At 72.2% G+C, this 16,220-nt stretch carries 14 protein-coding genes and 1 pseudogene; 10 read left to right on the plus strand and 5 right to left on the minus strand.

Translation table 11 applies throughout. The annotated features are described in order from the left end of the window. Positions 1 to 49 precede the first annotated feature (49 nt). Positions 50 to 583, plus strand: coding sequence for a VOC family protein (locus ACFZDK_RS13300; protein WP_390972120.1), 534 nt, complete (start codon positions 50 to 52; stop codon positions 581 to 583). Here the strand turns inward: ACFZDK_RS13300 and ACFZDK_RS13305 are convergent. Next, positions 584 to 1,329, minus strand: a pseudogene (locus ACFZDK_RS13305) (TSUP family transporter). 119 nt (positions 1,330 to 1,448) lie between these two features. Here ACFZDK_RS13305 and ACFZDK_RS13310 point away from each other — a divergent pair. Together ACFZDK_RS13310 and ACFZDK_RS13315 are read left to right on the plus strand one after the other, a co-directional pair. Next, entirely contained in the window at positions 1,449 to 1,634 is a 186-nt protein-coding gene (locus tag ACFZDK_RS13310) for a hypothetical protein (RefSeq protein WP_390972121.1), read from the plus strand. 64 nt (positions 1,635 to 1,698) lie between these two features. After that, on the plus strand, positions 1,699 to 2,208 hold the full coding sequence (locus tag ACFZDK_RS13315; protein WP_390972122.1) for an SgcJ/EcaC family oxidoreductase: 510 nt from the start codon (positions 1,699 to 1,701) through the stop codon (positions 2,206 to 2,208). Here the strand turns inward: ACFZDK_RS13315 and ACFZDK_RS13320 are convergent. Then, complete coding sequence (locus ACFZDK_RS13320) at positions 2,174 to 3,526, minus strand: ATP-binding protein (RefSeq protein ID WP_390972123.1); 1,353 nt, start codon at positions 3,524 to 3,526, stop codon at positions 2,174 to 2,176. The genes ACFZDK_RS13315 and ACFZDK_RS13320 overlap by 35 nt on opposite strands. Then, the gene (locus tag ACFZDK_RS13325; protein WP_390972124.1) at positions 3,523 to 4,200 is read right to left on the minus strand and encodes a response regulator; all 678 of its coding nucleotides are present in this window, start codon (positions 4,198 to 4,200) and stop codon (positions 3,523 to 3,525) included. Before ACFZDK_RS13325 ends, ACFZDK_RS13320 begins: the two co-directional genes overlap by 4 nt. 204 nt (positions 4,201 to 4,404) lie before the next feature. Between ACFZDK_RS13325 and ACFZDK_RS13330 the strand changes: the two genes are divergently transcribed. The 4 genes from ACFZDK_RS13330 to ACFZDK_RS13345 all read left to right on the plus strand — a co-directional run bounded on the left by ACFZDK_RS13330 (position 4,405) and on the right by ACFZDK_RS13345 (position 9,325). Next, the gene (locus tag ACFZDK_RS13330; protein WP_390972125.1) at positions 4,405 to 5,676 is read left to right on the plus strand and encodes an aspartate kinase; all 1,272 of its coding nucleotides are present in this window, start codon (positions 4,405 to 4,407) and stop codon (positions 5,674 to 5,676) included. Next, positions 5,673 to 6,752 (plus strand): aspartate-semialdehyde dehydrogenase, encoded by a 1,080-nt coding sequence (locus ACFZDK_RS13335; RefSeq protein ID WP_390972126.1) that lies wholly within the window; start codon positions 5,673 to 5,675, stop codon positions 6,750 to 6,752. The genes ACFZDK_RS13330 and ACFZDK_RS13335 overlap by 4 nt, the downstream gene beginning before the upstream one ends. 489 nt (positions 6,753 to 7,241) lie before the next feature. Next, the gene (locus tag ACFZDK_RS13340) at positions 7,242 to 7,916 is read left to right on the plus strand and encodes a SigE family RNA polymerase sigma factor (protein ID WP_390972127.1); all 675 of its coding nucleotides are present in this window, start codon (positions 7,242 to 7,244) and stop codon (positions 7,914 to 7,916) included. Between the two features lie 275 nt (positions 7,917 to 8,191). After that, entirely contained in the window at positions 8,192 to 9,325 is a 1,134-nt protein-coding gene (locus ACFZDK_RS13345) for a hypothetical protein (protein ID WP_390972128.1), read from the plus strand. A 94-nt stretch (positions 9,326 to 9,419) separates the two neighbouring features. Here the strand turns inward: ACFZDK_RS13345 and ACFZDK_RS13350 are convergent, their stop codons facing one another. Beyond that, entirely contained in the window at positions 9,420 to 10,205 is a 786-nt protein-coding gene (locus ACFZDK_RS13350) for an SURF1 family cytochrome oxidase biogenesis protein (protein WP_390972129.1), read from the minus strand. 148 nt (positions 10,206 to 10,353) lie between these two features. On the opposite strand from ACFZDK_RS13350, the gene ACFZDK_RS13355 reads away from it, so the two are divergent. Next, a complete protein-coding gene (locus ACFZDK_RS13355) occupies positions 10,354 to 12,162 on the plus strand; it encodes a prolyl oligopeptidase family serine peptidase (RefSeq protein ID WP_390972130.1) in 1,809 nt (602 codons plus the stop codon). A 158-nt stretch (positions 12,163 to 12,320) separates the two neighbouring features. On the opposite strand, the gene ACFZDK_RS13360 is transcribed toward ACFZDK_RS13355, so the two are convergent. Next, positions 12,321 to 14,207, minus strand: a complete 1,887-nt coding sequence (locus tag ACFZDK_RS13360; RefSeq protein ID WP_390972131.1) for an NAD-binding protein — start codon at positions 14,205 to 14,207, stop codon at positions 12,321 to 12,323. 171 nt (positions 14,208 to 14,378) lie between these two features. Here ACFZDK_RS13360 and ACFZDK_RS13365 point away from each other — a divergent pair, with 171 nt between their 5' ends. Both ACFZDK_RS13365 and ACFZDK_RS13370 read left to right on the plus strand, forming a co-directional pair. Beyond that, positions 14,379 to 15,422, plus strand: coding sequence for a permease (locus ACFZDK_RS13365; protein WP_355712616.1), 1,044 nt, complete (start codon positions 14,379 to 14,381; stop codon positions 15,420 to 15,422). Next, positions 15,419 to 16,153, plus strand: a complete 735-nt coding sequence (locus ACFZDK_RS13370) for a TIGR03943 family putative permease subunit (RefSeq protein ID WP_390972132.1) — start codon at positions 15,419 to 15,421, stop codon at positions 16,151 to 16,153. The genes ACFZDK_RS13365 and ACFZDK_RS13370 overlap by 4 nt, the downstream gene beginning before the upstream one ends. The last annotated feature ends 67 nt before the right edge of the window (positions 16,154 to 16,220 follow it).

Genomic DNA, 16,220 nt, shown 5'->3' on the forward strand with positions numbered 1-16,220 from the left:
ATCGCGGCCTACCGTCGCCGACGACACCGACGTCGGCGAGAGGAACGCCATGCCCGCGCAGCCCGGCAGCACACCCGAGGGCTACACCACGGTCGCGCCCTGGGTCGTCACCGATGACACCGGGGCGTTCCTGGACTTCGTCACCCGGGCGTTCGGGGGTGAGGAGTTGGGGCGGGTCCGCACCGAGGCCGGTGCGATCGGGCACGCCGAGATCCGGATCGGCGACACCGTCGTCCTGGCCTTCGACCGGAGCGCGGACTGGCCCGTCATGCCCAGCCTGCTGCGCGTGTTCGTCGCCGACGCGGACGACACGTTCGCGCGTGCCGTCGAGGCCGGTGGCCAGGTCGTCACTGCCCTCGCCGACCACGCCTTCGGACAACGCGGCGGGCGGATCAAGGACCCCTTCGGCACTATCTGGTGGGTGGTCGCCCAGGTCGAGGACGTCTCCGGGGAGGAGATGTGGAAACGGCTGGGGGAGCCGGCGTACGCCGAGGCCATGCGTGTCGCCCAGGAGACCTTCGACGCCGAGCTCAGCGGTCGGAGCCGGGGGCGCGGCAGTGCGCCGGTGCGGGGTGACGGCTGATCACCACGTCCAGACCCCCTTGGCCACCGCGGTGACCCCGCCCGTCAGGGCCAGCAGGAGGACCAGGCGGCGGGCGTGGTGTTCAGGCAGGCGGTCGCCGACGGTCCTGCCGATCAGCCCACCGGCGAGCATCGCCCCGCCCACCGCCGTCCACTCCGCCGTGGTCAGGTCCGGGACCCCGTTCGCGGTCACCGAGAACGCGTTGACGACGACGCCGTAGAACTGGGCGTTGGGGACGAACTCCCGTACCGTCCAGCCCGCGTTGAGGGCGTAGAGGGAGATCGGCGGGCCGCCCACGCCCGCCGCCGAGTTCATGAAGCCGCCCAGGGCGCCGGCCGTGAGCGCGCCGCCCCGGCCGCGCAGGGCCGGGACCCGGGCGCCCCGCATGACCAGCAGCACCGCCGCCGTCACCAGCGCCCCCATCGTCAGCAGGAGTGCCGGGGGCGGGAGTCGGCGGGTCAGCCAGGTGCCGGCAGGGACCGTGCAGGCCGCCGCCGCGCTGGGGGCACCGCCCGGCCGGAGGCTGGGGGAGGGACCATCGCCGCCGGACGCACCCGGCGCCAGCCGCCCGCCAGGCCCACCACGCTGATCGCGCCCGCCGCGCAGTTGGCGAGCGACACCCCCTCGGCGGGTCCGAGCAGGAGGATCAGGGCCGGTACGGCGACCAGCGCGAAGCCCATGCCGGTCAGCCACTGCACGCTCGCGCCCAGCAGCACGATGCCGGTGAGAAGGATCAGCGCCGTCATGGTGTACCTGCCTACACCAGCGGTCCGGCAGTGCGCTCCCTCGTTGCCGTCCCCGGGACACGGAATCGTTGATCTCGCCAGGCCGGCCCATCAGTTCACCAGACAACGAGGACCTTCCCATGAAGTCGCTGCTCTCCTCCCGCCCCGTCCTGTGGTTCCTCTTCCTCTTCAATCTCGTCGTCGCCGCCGTCGCCCCCTTCGTCGTCGACGGGGCGCAGGGCGTGCTGACCGCCGTCGGGATGGGGGTCGTGTCGCTCGGTGCCGGCGTCAGCCTGCTGCGCGGCCGGGCGACGGGGATTGGATGAGTCCTGCACGTCCGCTGTACGTCCGTTGCACGGGCGCTAACCAGCGGAAAGAGAGTCTTTGGTCATGACCCACACGACCCGTAAGACCCGTATACGCGCCGCCGTCGTCACCGCCACCGCCCTCGTCACCGCCGCCACGGTGAGCGCGGGGGTCAGCCAGGCCGGCGGCTCCCGGTCCCCGCAGCAGCCCAGCAAGAAGCAGATCGCCGGCCTCTTCGACCGGTGGAACGCGGCCCTGCGGACCGGCGATCCGGAGAAGGTCGCCGACCTCTACGCCAAGGACGCGGTGCTGCTGCCGACCGTCAGCAACAAGATCCGTACCGACCACGCCCAGATCGTCGACTACTTCGAGCACTTCCTGCAGAACAAGCCGGTGGGCGAGAAGAAGCGGACCATCATCAACGTGCTCGACGGCAACTCGGCCATCGACACCGGGATCTACGCGTTCACGCTCACCGACCCGAAGACCGGCGCCAAGCGGGTGGTCGAGGCCCGGTACACCTACGAGTACGAGAAGCGCGGCGGGAAGTGGCTGATCGTCAACCACCACTCCTCGGCGATGCCCGAAGGGTGATCAGCACCCACAGCCCGCCGCCGGGCGCGTCCCGCAGGGTCACCGTGCCGCCGTCGTCCGTCAGCAACTGCCGTACGACGGACAGGCCGAGGCCCGAGCCGGAGCGGCCGGTCAGGCCCTGGCCGCGCCAGAAGCGGTCGAAGGCGCGGGACTTCTCCGCGTCCGTCATACCCGGGCCCTCGTCGAGGACGGAGAGCGTCACCTCGTCCGGGCCGGCGTCGACCCGGACGGTGATCGTGCCGCCGTCCGGTGACACCTCCAGGGCGTTCGAGAGCACGTTGTCCAGCACCTGGTCCAGATGACCGGGGCTGGCCAGCACGGTCGGCCGGCCGTCGGCACTCCCCCTGAGCGCGATGTGGACTCCGCGCTCGTCGGCGGCCGGTCTCCACACGCCGAGGCGCTCCTCGACGATGTCCAGCAGCTGCAGCGGCTCGGGCGCCGTCACCTTCGCCTCCGCCCGTGCCAGCACCAGCAGCCCGTTCACCAGGCGGCTCATCCGGACCACCTCCGCCGTCGCCTGCTCCACGTCCTCGCGGACGAACTCGTCGTCGACCCCGTCCGCGATGTTGTCCAGGGACAGGCGCAACGCGGTGAGCGGGGTGCGCAGTTGGTGGGAGGCGTCCGCCACGAAGATGCGCTGCGAGGCGACCAGGGTGTCCAGGCGTTCCGCGCCCTGGTTGAGGGTGTGGGCGAGGGTCCGGGTCTCCGCCGGGCCGGTCACGGGGGAGCGGGCGGTGAGGTCGCCGTCGCTGAACTTGCTCGCCATGGAGTTGAGTGCGCGCAGCGGGCGGGTGATCCGGCGGGCGGCCACCGCGCCGATCGCCGCGGCCGCCGCCAGCACGAGCACCGCAAGGCCGGCCCGGAAGCCCCAGATCTGCCACAGCCGGGTCGTCATGTCGGACGTCGAGTAGACGATCCGTACGGCCGCGTCGCCCCGGGCGGGGACGGTGACCGTCAGGTGCCTGCCCCAGATGAAGTCCGAACCCCAGTCGGTGGTCGGCGTGTTGCCGCTCACCGCGCGGGTCAGCGCCGGGTCGGCGGCGGGCCTCGGCAGGTCCGGGGCGCAGCTGCCGCCGGGGGCCACCTGGACCGTGCCGGGGGACTCGCGGTCGTACGCCTTCGCCACCTCGGTCAGCGCCTCGCAGGAGATGGTGTCGTCACCGCCCAGCAGCAGTGCCATGGTCTTGGCCTCGCGCAGGACGGAGAGCTCCGTGTCGTCGCGCAGCTGCTTGGTGAGGGTGAAGGCGACCGGGACGGTGAAGAGCAGGATCGCGACCGCGACCAGCAGGATGTAGCTGCGGATGAGCTGGCGGTTCACGGGGTGTCCCCGGCTACCTCCAGGCGGAAGCCGACACCCCGGACGGCCTCGATGGTGATCGCCCCGGCCAGCTTGCGGCGCAGGGCCGCCACATGCACGTCCAGGGTCTTGGTCGGGCCGAACCAGTTCGCGTCCCAGACGGCCTCCATGATCTGCTCGCGCGACATCAGCGCGCCCGGCTCCTCGGTGAGGAAGGCCAGCAGGTCGTACTCCTTGGGGGCCAGGGCCACCTCCGCGCCGTCCAGGTGGACGCGGGCGGCCTTGCGGTCGACGGTGAGACGGGCGCCGTAGCGGTCCGGGCCGCCGCCCGCCTGGCCGGGCGACCGGGTGCGGCGCAGCACCGCCCTTATCCGGGCGATGACCTCGCGCACCCCGAACGGCTTGGAGACGTAGTCGTCCGCGCCCAGCTCCAGGCCGACCACCCGGTCCGTCTCGTCGCTGCGCGCGCTGATCACGATGATCGGCACGTCGCCGCGCTGCCGGAGCGCCTTGCAGATGTCGAGGCCGTCGCCGTCGGGCAGGCCGAGATCGAGGAGTACGACGTCGTAGGGGCCGGGGTGGGCGAGCGCGGCGGCGCCCGTGGTGACCCACTCGACCTCGAAGCCGTACCGCTTCAGGCCGCGCCGGAGGGATTCCGCCACCGGCTCGTCGTCTTCCACCAGAAGTACGCGCACGCCCCGTACCTTAATTCTTGAAACTTAATTCACGGTCGCCCCGGCTCACGGCCGCCACTGTGAGCCAGGGCACTTTCCGCGTGGCCTGCCGTTCCCTGGGCAGGTTCGGGACGCGGCCGATGTCTCACCATGCGGGAGCACGCCGGTGGAATTCGGACGCTCGTTAAACTGAGCCGACACAAACGAACCGAGCGAGGAGCGCACGTGGGCCTTGTCGTGCAGAAGTACGGAGGCTCCTCCGTTGCCGATGCCGAGGGCATCAAGCGCGTCGCCAAGCGAATCGTGGAAGCGAAGAAGAACGGCAACCAGGTGGTTGTCGTCGTTTCCGCGATGGGCGACACGACGGACGAGCTGATCGATCTCGCCGAGCAGGTATCCCCGATGCCTGCCGGGCGTGAGTTCGACATGCTGCTGACCGCCGGAGAGCGTATCTCCATGGCCCTGCTGGCCATGGCGATCAAAAACCTGGGCCACGAGGCCCAGTCGTTCACCGGCAGCCAGGCAGGCGTCATCACCGACTCGGTCCACAACAAAGCCCGGATCATCGACGTCACGCCGGGACGGATCCGGACGGCGCTGGATGAGGGCAACATCGCCATCGTGGCGGGGTTCCAGGGCGTCAGCGCGGACAAGAAGGACATCACCACGCTGGGGCGCGGCGGGTCCGACACGACCGCCGTGGCGCTCGCCGCGGCCCTCGACGCCGAGGTCTGCGAGATCTACACCGACGTCGACGGTGTGTTCACCGCCGACCCGCGCGTGGTGAAGAAGGCGCGGAAGATCGACTGGATCTCCTTCGAGGACATGCTGGAGCTCGCCGCCTCCGGTTCCAAGGTGCTGCTCCACCGTTGTGTGGAGTACGCGCGCCGTTACAACATCCCGATCCACGTCCGGTCCAGCTTCAGCGGACTGCAGGGCACGTGGGTCAGCAGCAAGCCGATTGGGGACAAGAAGGTGGAGCAGGCCATCATCTCCGGTGTCGCGCACGACACCTCCGAGGCCAAGATCACGGTCGTCGGTGTGCCCGACAAGCCGGGTGAGGCCGCCGCCATCTTCCGGACCATCGCCGATGCCGCGATCAACATCGACATGGTCGTGCAGAACGTGTCCGCCGCGGCCACCGGTCTGACGGACATCTCGTTCACGCTCCCCAAGACCGAGGGCCGCAAGGCCATCGACGCGCTGGAGCGCAACCGCGCGGGCATCGGCTTCGACTCGCTGCGCTACGACGACCAGATCGGGAAGATCTCGCTGGTCGGCGCGGGGATGAAGACCAACCCGGGCGTCACGGCCTCGTTCTTCGAGGCGCTGTCCGACGCGGGCGTGAACATCGAGCTGATCTCGACCTCCGAGATCCGTATCTCGGTCGTCACCCGCGCCGACGACGTGCCGGAGGCCGTCCGCGCCGTGCACACCGCCTTCGGGCTGGACTCCGACTCCGACGAGGCGGTCGTCTACGGAGGCACCGGCCGATGACCGGCAAGCCGGCGCTCGCGGTCGTGGGTGCGACCGGGGCGGTCGGCACGGTGATGCTCCAGATCCTGTCCCAGCGGGCGGACGTCTGGGGCGAGATCCGCCTGATCGCCTCCGCGCGCTCGGCCGGCCGCAAGCTGGCCGTGCGCGGGGAGGAGATCGAGGTCGTCGCGCTGTCGGAGGAGGCCTTCGACGGCATCGACGTCGCGATGTTCGACGTGCCCGACGAGGTGTCCGCGCGCTGGGCGCCGGTCGCCGCCGCGCGCGGTGTGGTCGTGGTGGACAACTCCGGGGCCTTCCGGATGGACCCCGAGGTGCCGCTGGTCGTCCCCGAGGTCAACCCGCACTGCGCCCGCACCCGGCGGCGCGGGATCATCGCCAACCCCAACTGCACCACCCTGTCGATGATCGTCGCCCTGGGCGCGCTGCACGCCGAGTTCGGGCTGCGCGAGCTGGTGGTGTCGTCGTACCAGGCGGTGAGCGGCGCCGGGCGGTCCGGGGTGGAGACACTGCGGGCCCAGCTGTCCATGGTCGCCGGTACGGAGCTGGGCACCAAGCCCGGTGACGTACGGCGGGCGGTCGGGGACCTCACCGGGCCGTTCCCGGAGCCGGTCGCGCTGAACGTCGTACCGTGGGCCGGGTCGCTGCGCGAGGACGGCTGGTCCTCGGAGGAGATGAAGGTGCGGGACGAGTCCCGCAAGATCCTCGGACTGCCGAAGCTGCCGGTCGCGGTGACCTGCGTCCGGGTCCCGGTCGTCACCACCCACTCGCTGACGGTCCACGCCAGGTTCCAGGGCGAGGTCACGGTCGACAAGGCCCGGGAGATCCTCGACACGGCCCCGGGTGTGGTCCTCTTCGACAACCCGGCCGCCGGGGAGTTCCCGACCCCCGCCGACGTGGTCGGCACGGATCCGACCTGGGTCGGGCGGGTCCGGCGGGCCCTCGACGACCCGACCGCGCTCGAACTCTTCGTGTGCGGGGACAATCTTCGCAAAGGCGCAGCTCTCAACACCGCGCAGATCGCCGAGCTGGTGGCTGCCGAACTGACTGGCCGTTCAGGTATGGCGGAGTTTGCGTGAACAGTCGGTGACCACGGGACACGTCACCGGTGGGAGCGGGCCCACGCGTAGGACCTGCATAAAAAATGTGGCCGGGAGCATGGTCCGGACCTCTTGAACACCGACCCCTCGCCGTTCGAAGATTTTCCTCCCCGTCCTCCGCAACCACGCGGACGGCGGGGAGCGTCTTTGCGATCGCCCTCTTACGGGGCGCTTACGCGGCCGGCCCCGGACCTCCGGGTCCTCGGGCCGTGAGGACGCATGATCCTGGCGTGGGGACGCCGTGATCGGGGCGTGGGGACGCCCGTTCATAATGGAACATAGGGGAAGAGCGGGACGCATGGCGGCATTTGAGGCACCGTCGGGTGTACTGCCGGACGCGCGAAGAACGGTGACGACCGGGCCGGCCGGCCATCCCGGCGTACCCGGCGCGAACCCGTCCAGCGCACCTGTCGCAAAAGTGATGCCCGGCACGTACAACCCCGACGGGGGTAGACGTGTCCAACTTGCGTGGCAGAGGTACTCGAACTCAGTGCGCCCCGTGGCGCGACGGCCCTGCGGCCGCCCCTCGCCGGCCTGCGTCCCCGCAGGCCCGGCGCGTCCGGCGGCATGCCGGTGATCGCGCCCATGCCCGCAGCGCGGCCCACCCGCATACCCAGCCAGCGCGACGGCGCCGAGGAGACCGTGGTCGCCGGTACCTCCGTCGACCACCTCACCGAGACCTACCGGGCGCACTACCGCTCCCTCCTCGGCCTCGCCGCCCTCCTCCTCGACGACACGGCCTCCTGCGAGGACGTCGTCCAGGAGGCGTTCATCCGCGTCCACTCCGCCCGCAAACGCGTCCGTGACCCGGAGAAGACCCTGGCCTACCTGCGCCAGACGGTCGTCAACCTCTCCCGCTCCGCGCTGCGCCGCCGCATCCTCGGCCTCAAGCTCCTCTCCAAGCCGATGCCCGACATGGCGAGCGCCGAGGAGGGCGCCTACGACCAGCTGGAGCGGCGCGACCTGATCAAGGCGATGAAGGGGCTGCAGCGCCGCCAGCGCGAGGTCCTCGTGCTGCGCTACTTCGCCGACATGACCGAGGCCCAGGTCGCCGAGACGCTCGGCATCTCGCTGGGCTCGGTGAAGGCGTACGGCTCACGCGGCATCGCGGCCCTGCGGGTGGCCATGGAGGCGTCGGCATGACGGACAGCCCGGAGGGAGGCGACTCGCATGATCGCCACGAGCCCTACGCTTGGCACGAGCCGACAGGGGACGGTGCGGCGCGCGCCGAGCGCGGGCCACACGGTGTCGCCGGTCACGGATCGCCCGGTTCGGACGAGTCACCTGGTTCGGACGAGTCGCACGGTTCGGGGGAGCCGGCGCGGGACGACGGGCCTGGCGACAGACCTGCCGGCCGGCGCGAGCCGGCGCGAGACCACGAGCAAGAGCACACGCAATCGCACGCTGGGAACGGAACTGTGAACCACGGCCCCGACGAAAAGGGCCCGGAGGGCCTCGGACAGGGTCCTGAGGGGACCCGGAGCGGGCTCGGCCCCGGCTTCGGGCCCGCCGCCGACGGCCCCGACACCCCGGACGGGCTCGACCGGGACGAGCTGGCCCTGCGCCGGCTGCTGCACACCGCGGTCGACGACCTCACACCGCGCGACGGCGCCCTCGACCACCTGCGCCGCGCGGTACCCGCCCGCCGCGCCCGCAAGCGCCAGGCCGCCGTGGGCATGGCCGCCGCCGCCCTGTTCATCGGCACCGCGATCCCCGCCCTGGTGCACGTCTCCAACTCCGGCGGCGCCGACCCCAACACCTCCATGGCCGGCCAGGCCTCCGAGGCCCAGGGCGGCGCCACCGGCGGCAAGAACCCCGACGGCGGCGCCGGCACCGTGGGCGGCTCCAGCGGCCAGACCACCGACCAGAGCCCCGGCGGCCCCAAGGACCCCGGCAAGAGCGAGAGCACCGGGACCGCCGGCGGCACCAAGGTCGTCCCCACGGCCAGCGCCGCCAGCAGCGCCCCGGTCTGCACCTCCGCCCAGCTCTCCACCCCGACCTCCACCGTCGCCGCCCCCGACTCGACGGGCGTGGTCTACGGCACCTTCCGGGTCCTGAACGTCTCGACCACCAGCTGTACCGTCGGCGGCCCCGGCAGCGTGGCCCTGCTCGCCCAGGGCGCGGCCGACAGCACCAAGATCTACGCCGCCCGGCACGCCTCGGGCGACGCGGCGGCCGGGCTGCCCGACCCGTCCACCGAGCTCACCGGCCTGGTCCTGGCGCCCGGCGCCGCCTACGAGGAGAAGTTCGGCTTCGTCCCGCTGGAGACCTGCCCGACCGCCGGCTCCAGCAGCGGCTCCACCGGCTCCACCGACACCGGTGGTACGACAGCCTCCCCGAGCCCCTCCGGGGACACCGGCAGCAGCACCGGTACGACCACCTCCGGGACGGACGGCACCACCACCCAGCTGCTCACCGAGGACGGCACGGCCGACGGCAGCATCGCGGTCTCGTACACCCCCGAAGCCGGGTCCCCGACCGGCTCCGCGACGGTGCCGAACGCCTGCGCCGGGACGGTCTACTGGACCGGGGTGCTGGCGGCACAGGCGTGACACCCGGGCCCGGGCAACGGCTCGGGCTCCGGCTCGGAACCTGGTTCGACGTTCAGCTCCGGGCCCGACTCGGCCCTCGGTTCAGGCCTTCGGTTCAGGCACTGATCTCGACGGGCTCTTCCTCCGGCACGATCCCCAGCGCCGCGTCGCGTGCGAACTCCACCTCGCGGCGCAGCAGCCGGAACCACATGAACACCACGAACCCCGCGAACACGAACCACTCACCCGTGTAGCCGAGGTTCTGGAACGCCTTCAGATCGAGCCCCGAGTTGTCCGGCGCGGTCGCCGGCACGGCCGTCATCCCCGAGTCGGCCTTGTCGAGGGTGATCCAGGCGTCGTACACCTTGTACGGCACCAGGTTCACCAGCGAGGCCGAGCTGATCGCCGCCGTCTGCCCCGACGGCAGCCCGCCCTGGTTGCTGACGCCGTTGTCCCCGGGCGTCTCGGAGGCCTGCAGCGCGCCGGTGACGGTGACCTCGCCGGCGGGCGGGGCGGGCGCCTCGGCCGTGTCCGCCTTGCCGGGCAGCCAGCCGCGCACGACGGGCAGGGCCTGGCCGGAGTCGGTGCGCAGCAGGGTCAGGACGTAGAAGCCGTCCTTGCCGTCGAGCTGACGGTCGGGCACCAGCAGCTGCTTGGCGTACCGGCCGCTCACGGTGGCCCGCTTGCCGGAGGTCGACTGGTCGACGGGGAGGAGGTCGGCCAGTGGCCGGGCCGCCTCCGTGCGGGCCGTCTCGACCTGCTCGTCGGCGCTGCGGTGGGCTTCCACCCGCGCCTCGAAGCGGCTCAGCTGCCACGACCCCATGAAGATGCAGAACGGGATGGCGAGCAGCACGAAAACGTTGATGCCCCACCAGCGGGGTGTCAGCAGAAAGCGGTACACACCGTCCACGGTACGGGGCGATGAAGGGGCGATTTCGCGCGGGGTGGGCGCCGTGCGGCTCACCGCACGCAAAGTTATCCACAGGCTGCGGACGCTCCTCGGCACATTGGGGGCGCGGACAGGCACTATTGGGGCCATGACTGCGGCCATGAGTGAGAGCGACATGCCGGACTGGGAGAAGCGCTTCCGCGCCCCTCGGGTCTCCCTGCCGGACTGGGCGGAGGACGCCCCCGACCGTTCCCTGTTCGTGTCGAACGCGACGGGGACGTACGAGCTGTACGCCTGGGACCGCGCCAGCGGGGAGCAGCGCCAGGCGACGAACCGGCCGAACGGCACGACGGACGGGCTGCTCTCCCCGGACGGCGCGTGGATCTGGTGGTTCGACGACAAGGACGGCGACGAGTTCGGTGTCTGGCGCCGGCAGCCCTTCGAGGGCGGCCCGGACGAGGCGGCGGCGCCGGGCCTGGAGCCGTCCTACCCCTCCGGTCTGGCGCTGGGCCGGGACGGCCGTACGGCGGTCGTGGGCCGCTCGACGGACGACGAGGGTACGTCGATCTACCTGGTCGGAACGGGGCAGGAGCCCCTGGAGATCTACCGCCACCACGAGTCGGCGGGGGTCGGCGACCTCTCCCACGACGGTGCGCTGATCGCGATCGAGCACACCGAGCACGGCGACGCGATGCACTCGGCGCTGCGCGTGGTCCGCCCGGACGGCACGACCGTCGCGGAGCTGGACGACACGGAGGGCGGCACCGAGGAACTCGGCCTGGAGGTGCTCGGCTTCGCCCCGGTCGAGGGCGACCCCAGGCTGCTCATCGGCCACCAGCGGCGCGGCCGTTGGGAGCCGCTGGTCTGGGACGTCGCGACCGGCGAGCAGACGGACCTGATCCTGGACCTGCCGGGCGACGTGAGCGCGGAGTGGTACCCGGACGGCAGCGCCCTGCTCGTCGCCCACAGCCACAAGGCCCGCAGCGAGCTGTTCCGCTACGAGCTGGCCACGCGCGCGCTGACCCGCATCCCGACCCCGCCGGGCTCGGTCTCCGGCGCCACGGCCCGCCCCGACGGCACCGTCGAGTACCTCTGGTCCTCCGCCGCCGAGCCGCCGGTGGTGCGCTCCACGACGGGCGAGATCGTCCTCGACCCGCCCGGCATGAAGTGCCCCCCGTCGGTGCCGGTCGAGGACGCGTGGGTGGAGGGCCCCGGCGGCGCCATCCACGCCCTGATCCAGAAGCCGGTGGGCGCCACCGGCCCCCTCCCCACCGTCTTCGACCTGCACGGCGGCCCGACCTGGCACGACAGCGACGGCTTCGCGGCGGGCCCGGCGGCCTGGGTCGACCACGGCTACGCGGTGGTCCGCGTCAACTACCGGGGCTCCACGGGCTACGGCCGCGCCTGGACGGACGCGCTGAAGCACCGGGTGGGCCTGATCGAGCTGGAGGACGTGGCGGCGGTACGGGACTGGGCGGTGGAGTCCGGCCTGGCCGACCCCGACCGGCTGGTCCTCACCGGCGGCTCCTGGGGCGGCTACCTGACCCTGCTGGGCCTCGGCACCCAGCCCGGCTCCTGGGCGGTGGGCATCGCCGTCGTCCCCGTCGCGGACTACGTCACCGCGTACCACGACGAGATGGAGTCACTGAAGGCGATGGACCGCACCCTGCTCGGCGGCACCCCGGAAGAGGTCCCCGAGCGCTTCGCGGCCTCCTCGCCCCTGACGTACGTCGACGACGTCAAGGCCCCCGTCTACATCTCCGCCGGCCTCAACGACCCCCGCTGCCCCATCCGCCAGATCGACAACTACGTCCACCGCCTCGCCGCCCGCTCGGCCCCCCACGAGGTCTACCGCTACGACGCCGGCCACGGCTCCCTCGTCGTCGACGAACGCATCAAGCAACTCAGACTGGAAATGGAGTTCGCGGAACGCCACTTGAACGGCGCGACGGCGGAGGCGTCGGTCTAGGGGCCGGGCCGGGCCGGGCTGGGCTGGGGCTGGGCGCACTTTTCAGTGCCGGGGGGCTAAGCGCCCCTTTAGGGGCGCGGGGAACTGCGCGACCAGCCCCCACCCACCCGCACACATCCACACCACCGCAGCAACCCCCCACCCTCCACCCTCACCTCTCAACTGAGCGAGTCGGGTGGGTGGGTGGGCGGCACCCGTCCGGACAACTCCGCCAGCCCCCTCCGAGTAGCGGCAACCACCACCCGATCCCCACCCCGCAACACATACCCCCCATCGACAACCCCCTGTCGGCCCTCCAGCGCCAGCACCCGCCAAGCCCCCGCCCGAAACGCCCCCTCCACCGTCCGCCCCTCCAACTGCGGATGCCCGCCCACCTCCACCACCGCCACCAGCAACACCTTCCGCTCCACCGGAATCGCCCCGAGGATCTGCCGCCCCAGCATCGCCCCCGCGAAGGACGGCGCCGCCAGATAGGACACACTCCGGCTCCGGGTGATGGCCTGCGGATGCGCCGCCCGCAACGTCCGGTACACGGCGGTCGCGAAGTCGTCGTCGTACAGCCGCAGCACCGCCTTCAGATCGGGCCGCACGGACCGCGCGTACAGCACGGCCTCCAGATTCGTCGTGTCCGCGCTGGTCACCGCGAGCAGCGCCTGCGCCCGATGGATCTTGGCGGCCTCCAGGACCCCCTCCTGGGTCACATCGCCCAGCACCACCGGCACCCGCAGCCGCCGCGCCACCGCCAGCCCGCGCGCCTCGGGGTCGGACTCGACGCACACCACCGGAACATGCAGCTCCCGCAGCCGCGTCAGCACCCGCGTCCCGATCTTCCCCAGCCCGAGGAGCACGACATGCCCGCCCAGCCCCCGCGGCGGCTTCCGCAAGGCGGACGCGGTCCGGAAGGTACCCAGCGCCTCCAGCACCGCCGCCAGCAGCACCGGCAGCAACAGCAACCCCACCAGCGCCGACAGCAACTGCAGCAACTGCCGGCCGAGCGAGGCCTTGAGTGCGGGATCGTCGATGGCGAGCAGGTCGAGGAGCGTGTAGTAGAAGGCCCGTACCGGATGAATGCCCGTCACCACCGACAACGCGACCGCGAGCGCGACCACGCACGCCACCAGCCCGGCCAGCGTCCACCGCAGCCGCCGCGAGAACAGCGAGGCGAGCGGCGGCACGACCCCGACCCCGCGGCCCCCCGGCGCAGCCGGACCCGCCGACGACGACACCTGTTCCAGCGCCAGCACACCCCGCTCGCCCGCGGCCCGTACCGCCGCGTCGTCGGGCAGCAGCCGCGGCCCCTGCTCCCCAGCGCCGTCGGCGGGATCGGGCCCGGTGTTGTTCGGCGAGAGCAACGCCAGCGGGAACAGCTCCTGTCCGTCGTCCTGCCGGGCGCCGGCCCCCGGCGGCAGCTCCACGGCCCGCAGCACCAGCCCGTCCGTCTGGATGAGCTTGCCGTGCCCGGCGAGTGCGGTGGCGGCGAGCGCGGGCGCGGCGGTGTCGGCGTCGGAGAGCACGGTGGTGGAGGCGTCGCCCCCGCCGCCGTCCGCATCCCCGATGGCCAACGTGGCCGCCTGGTCCAGGAGTTCCTCGATGTGCTGGCCCAACCGCCGGTTGTACAGCCGCAGTACGAGCCGAAGACGCGGGTTCAGCCGGCGGGCGGTGAGGGCGGCCCGGATGTTGGTCTCGTCGTCGTCGTACACGAGCGCGAGCGCGGCGGCCCGCTCCACGCCCGCCTCGGCGAGCACGGCCTCGGTGGCCTCGACGGCCTCCAACACCCGTTCCCCGCGCGGCCCTTCACCGGCGACCGGCCCGGTGCCCCCGTTCCCGCCGTTGGCCCCGTTCCCGCCGTTGCCGTTGCCCCGCCCCACGGTGGCGCTGACCACCCGGTCGAGCAGCGCGGCCGATGCCGCCCGGGCCCGTCCGACGACCGGCGGCCGGGCGGTCCGCACGTTCGGCGGTACGACAAGGGTGACCTGTTCGCCGTAGACCGTGCGCAACTCGGCCGCCAGCCGGTGCGCGAGTCCGTCGTCCCCGCACACCACCATGGGCGCCCGGCCTCCACCACCCTGATACGGAACGCTCGCCACGAGGGAAAAGACTGCCTCAACGGGACGCATGGTTCCAGCAACGAAGTGAACAACCGCCCCCGACCGCCCGTAGGGAGGGGGAGGGAGCATAATCCCGGATCTGACCGAAGTGCCGGAGGTATCCCACCCGTGGCCATCACCGAGAAGGCCGCCCCGCCCGGGCAGGCCCCCCACGACGAGCCGCCGAGCCGTGGCGACCGCCCCGACCGTCCGGACCAGGAGGGCTGGCATCTCAACTCCCCGCTGGCCCTGACCCTGCTCCTCCTCGTGTTCGTGGTCTTCCAGGGCCCGGTGCGCGGCGCGCTGTCCAAGCCGGTGATGCAGAGCTGGATGACGGTGTTCGTGGCGGTGGTCGTCCAGGCGCTGCCCTTCCTGGTCCTCGGCGTCCTGCTCTCCGCGGCGATCGCGGTCTTCGTGCCCCCGGCCTTCTTCGCCCGCGCCCTGCCCAGCCGCCCGGCCCTGGCCGTACCGGTCGCGGGCCTCGCCGGTGTGGTGCTCCCGGGCTGCGAGTGCGCGTCGGTCCCGGTGGCCGGCGCCCTGGTCCGCCGGGGTGTCACCCCGGCCGCGGCGATCGCCTTCCTGCTCTCCGCCCCCGCGATCAACCCGATCGTGCTGACGGCGACGGCGGTGGCGTTCCCCCGCAACCCGGAGATGGTGGTGGGCCGGTTCGCCGGCAGTCTGCTGGTGGCGTGCGCGATGGGCTGGCTGTGGCAGCGGCTCGGCCGCACCGACTGGCTGCGGCTGCCGACGCACGCGCACCACGAGGGCGAGACCAAGGGGGAGGCGTTCTGGTCCTCGGTCCGGCACGACACCATGCAGGCGGGCGGCTTCCTGGTCCTCGGCGCGATGGCGGCGGCGACCCTGAAGGCGGTGGCCCCCGCGGAGTGGCTGCGCACGGCCGCCGGCAACCCGGTGGTCGCGATCCTGGCCCTGTCGATCCTGGCCGTCCTGCTGTCCATCTGCTCGGAGGCGGACGCGTTCGTGGCGGCCTCCCTGACCCAGTTCTCGCTCACCGCGAAGCTGGCGTTCCTGATCGTGGGCCCGATGATCGACCTCAAGCTCTTCGCGATGCAGGCGGGCACCTTCGGCCGCGGCTTCGCGCTGCGCTTCGCCCCGGCCACCTTCGCGGCGGCGATCGCGGGCGCGGTCCTGACCGGGGCGGTGCTGCTGTGAACCGGCAGGCCCAGGCGGCGGTGATGTTCCTGGTGGGCGCGGCCCTGCTGCACGCGGGCGGCACCGACCTCTACCTGCGGTACGTCAAGGCGGGCCTGCGCCCGCTGGTCCTGGCGGCGGGCGTGGTCCTGATCATCTCGGCGCTGGCGACGGCGTGGTATGAGTGGCGGCGCAGCCGTAGCCGTGACAAGGCCTCGCGCGCCGAGGCCCCCGCCCATACCCACCCCGAACCCCGTATCTCCTGGCTCCTGGTCCTCCCCCTCCTCGCCCTGATCCTCGTCGCGCCGCCCGCGCTCGGCTCCTACAGCGCGATGCGCACCGGCACGGCCCTGCAACACCCGTACGGCTACATGAAGTTGCCGAAGAGCGACCCGATCCCCCTCAACCTGGTCGACTACGCGGGCCGCGCGGTGTACGACCACGGCCGCTCGCTCGACGGCCGCAGCGTCCGCATCACGGGCTTCGTGGCCCTCGACTCGAAGGGCACCCCCTACCTGGTCCGCATGGCCCTCAACTGCTGTGCGGCGGACGCCCAGCCGGTGAAGGTGGCCCTGACCGGCACGATCCCCCCGGTCCTCCAGCCGGACTCCTGGCTCCAGGTGACGGGCACGTACATCGCCCGCGAGACCCACGACCCGGTCAACAACGGCCCGATCCCGTTCCTCAAGGTCACCGAGGCCACACCGATCCCGACCCCGGCCGACCCGTACGACGAGACCTGGAACAACTGACGGATCACAGGGAGAGGCCGGCCGGCTGACGAAGACCTACCACCACCCCGTCGCGGGCCGGTCCTGA

Source organism: Streptomyces sp. NPDC007901 (genome assembly GCF_042959465.1).
GTDB lineage: Bacteria > Actinomycetota > Actinomycetes > Streptomycetales > Streptomycetaceae > Streptomyces.

What these genes read in the sequence shown, in the direction of transcription:
- ACFZDK_RS13315 (WP_390972122.1), top strand. Translation starts at nt 1,699, where the DNA reads ATGACCCACACGACCCGTAAGACCCGTATACGCGCCGCCGTCGTCACC.
- ACFZDK_RS13310 (WP_390972121.1), top strand. Translation starts at nt 1,449, where the DNA reads ATGAAGTCGCTGCTCTCCTCCCGCCCCGTCCTGTGGTTCCTCTTCCTC.
- ACFZDK_RS13335 (WP_390972126.1), top strand. Translation starts at nt 5,673, where the DNA reads ATGACCGGCAAGCCGGCGCTCGCGGTCGTGGGTGCGACCGGGGCGGTC.
- ACFZDK_RS13355 (WP_390972130.1), top strand. Translation starts at nt 10,354, where the DNA reads ATGAGTGAGAGCGACATGCCGGACTGGGAGAAGCGCTTCCGCGCCCCT.
- ACFZDK_RS13300 (WP_390972120.1), top strand. Translation starts at nt 50, where the DNA reads ATGCCCGCGCAGCCCGGCAGCACACCCGAGGGCTACACCACGGTCGCG.
- ACFZDK_RS13360 (WP_390972131.1), bottom strand. Translation starts at nt 14,207, where the DNA reads ATGGTGGTGTGCGGGGACGACGGACTCGCGCACCGGCTGGCGGCCGAG.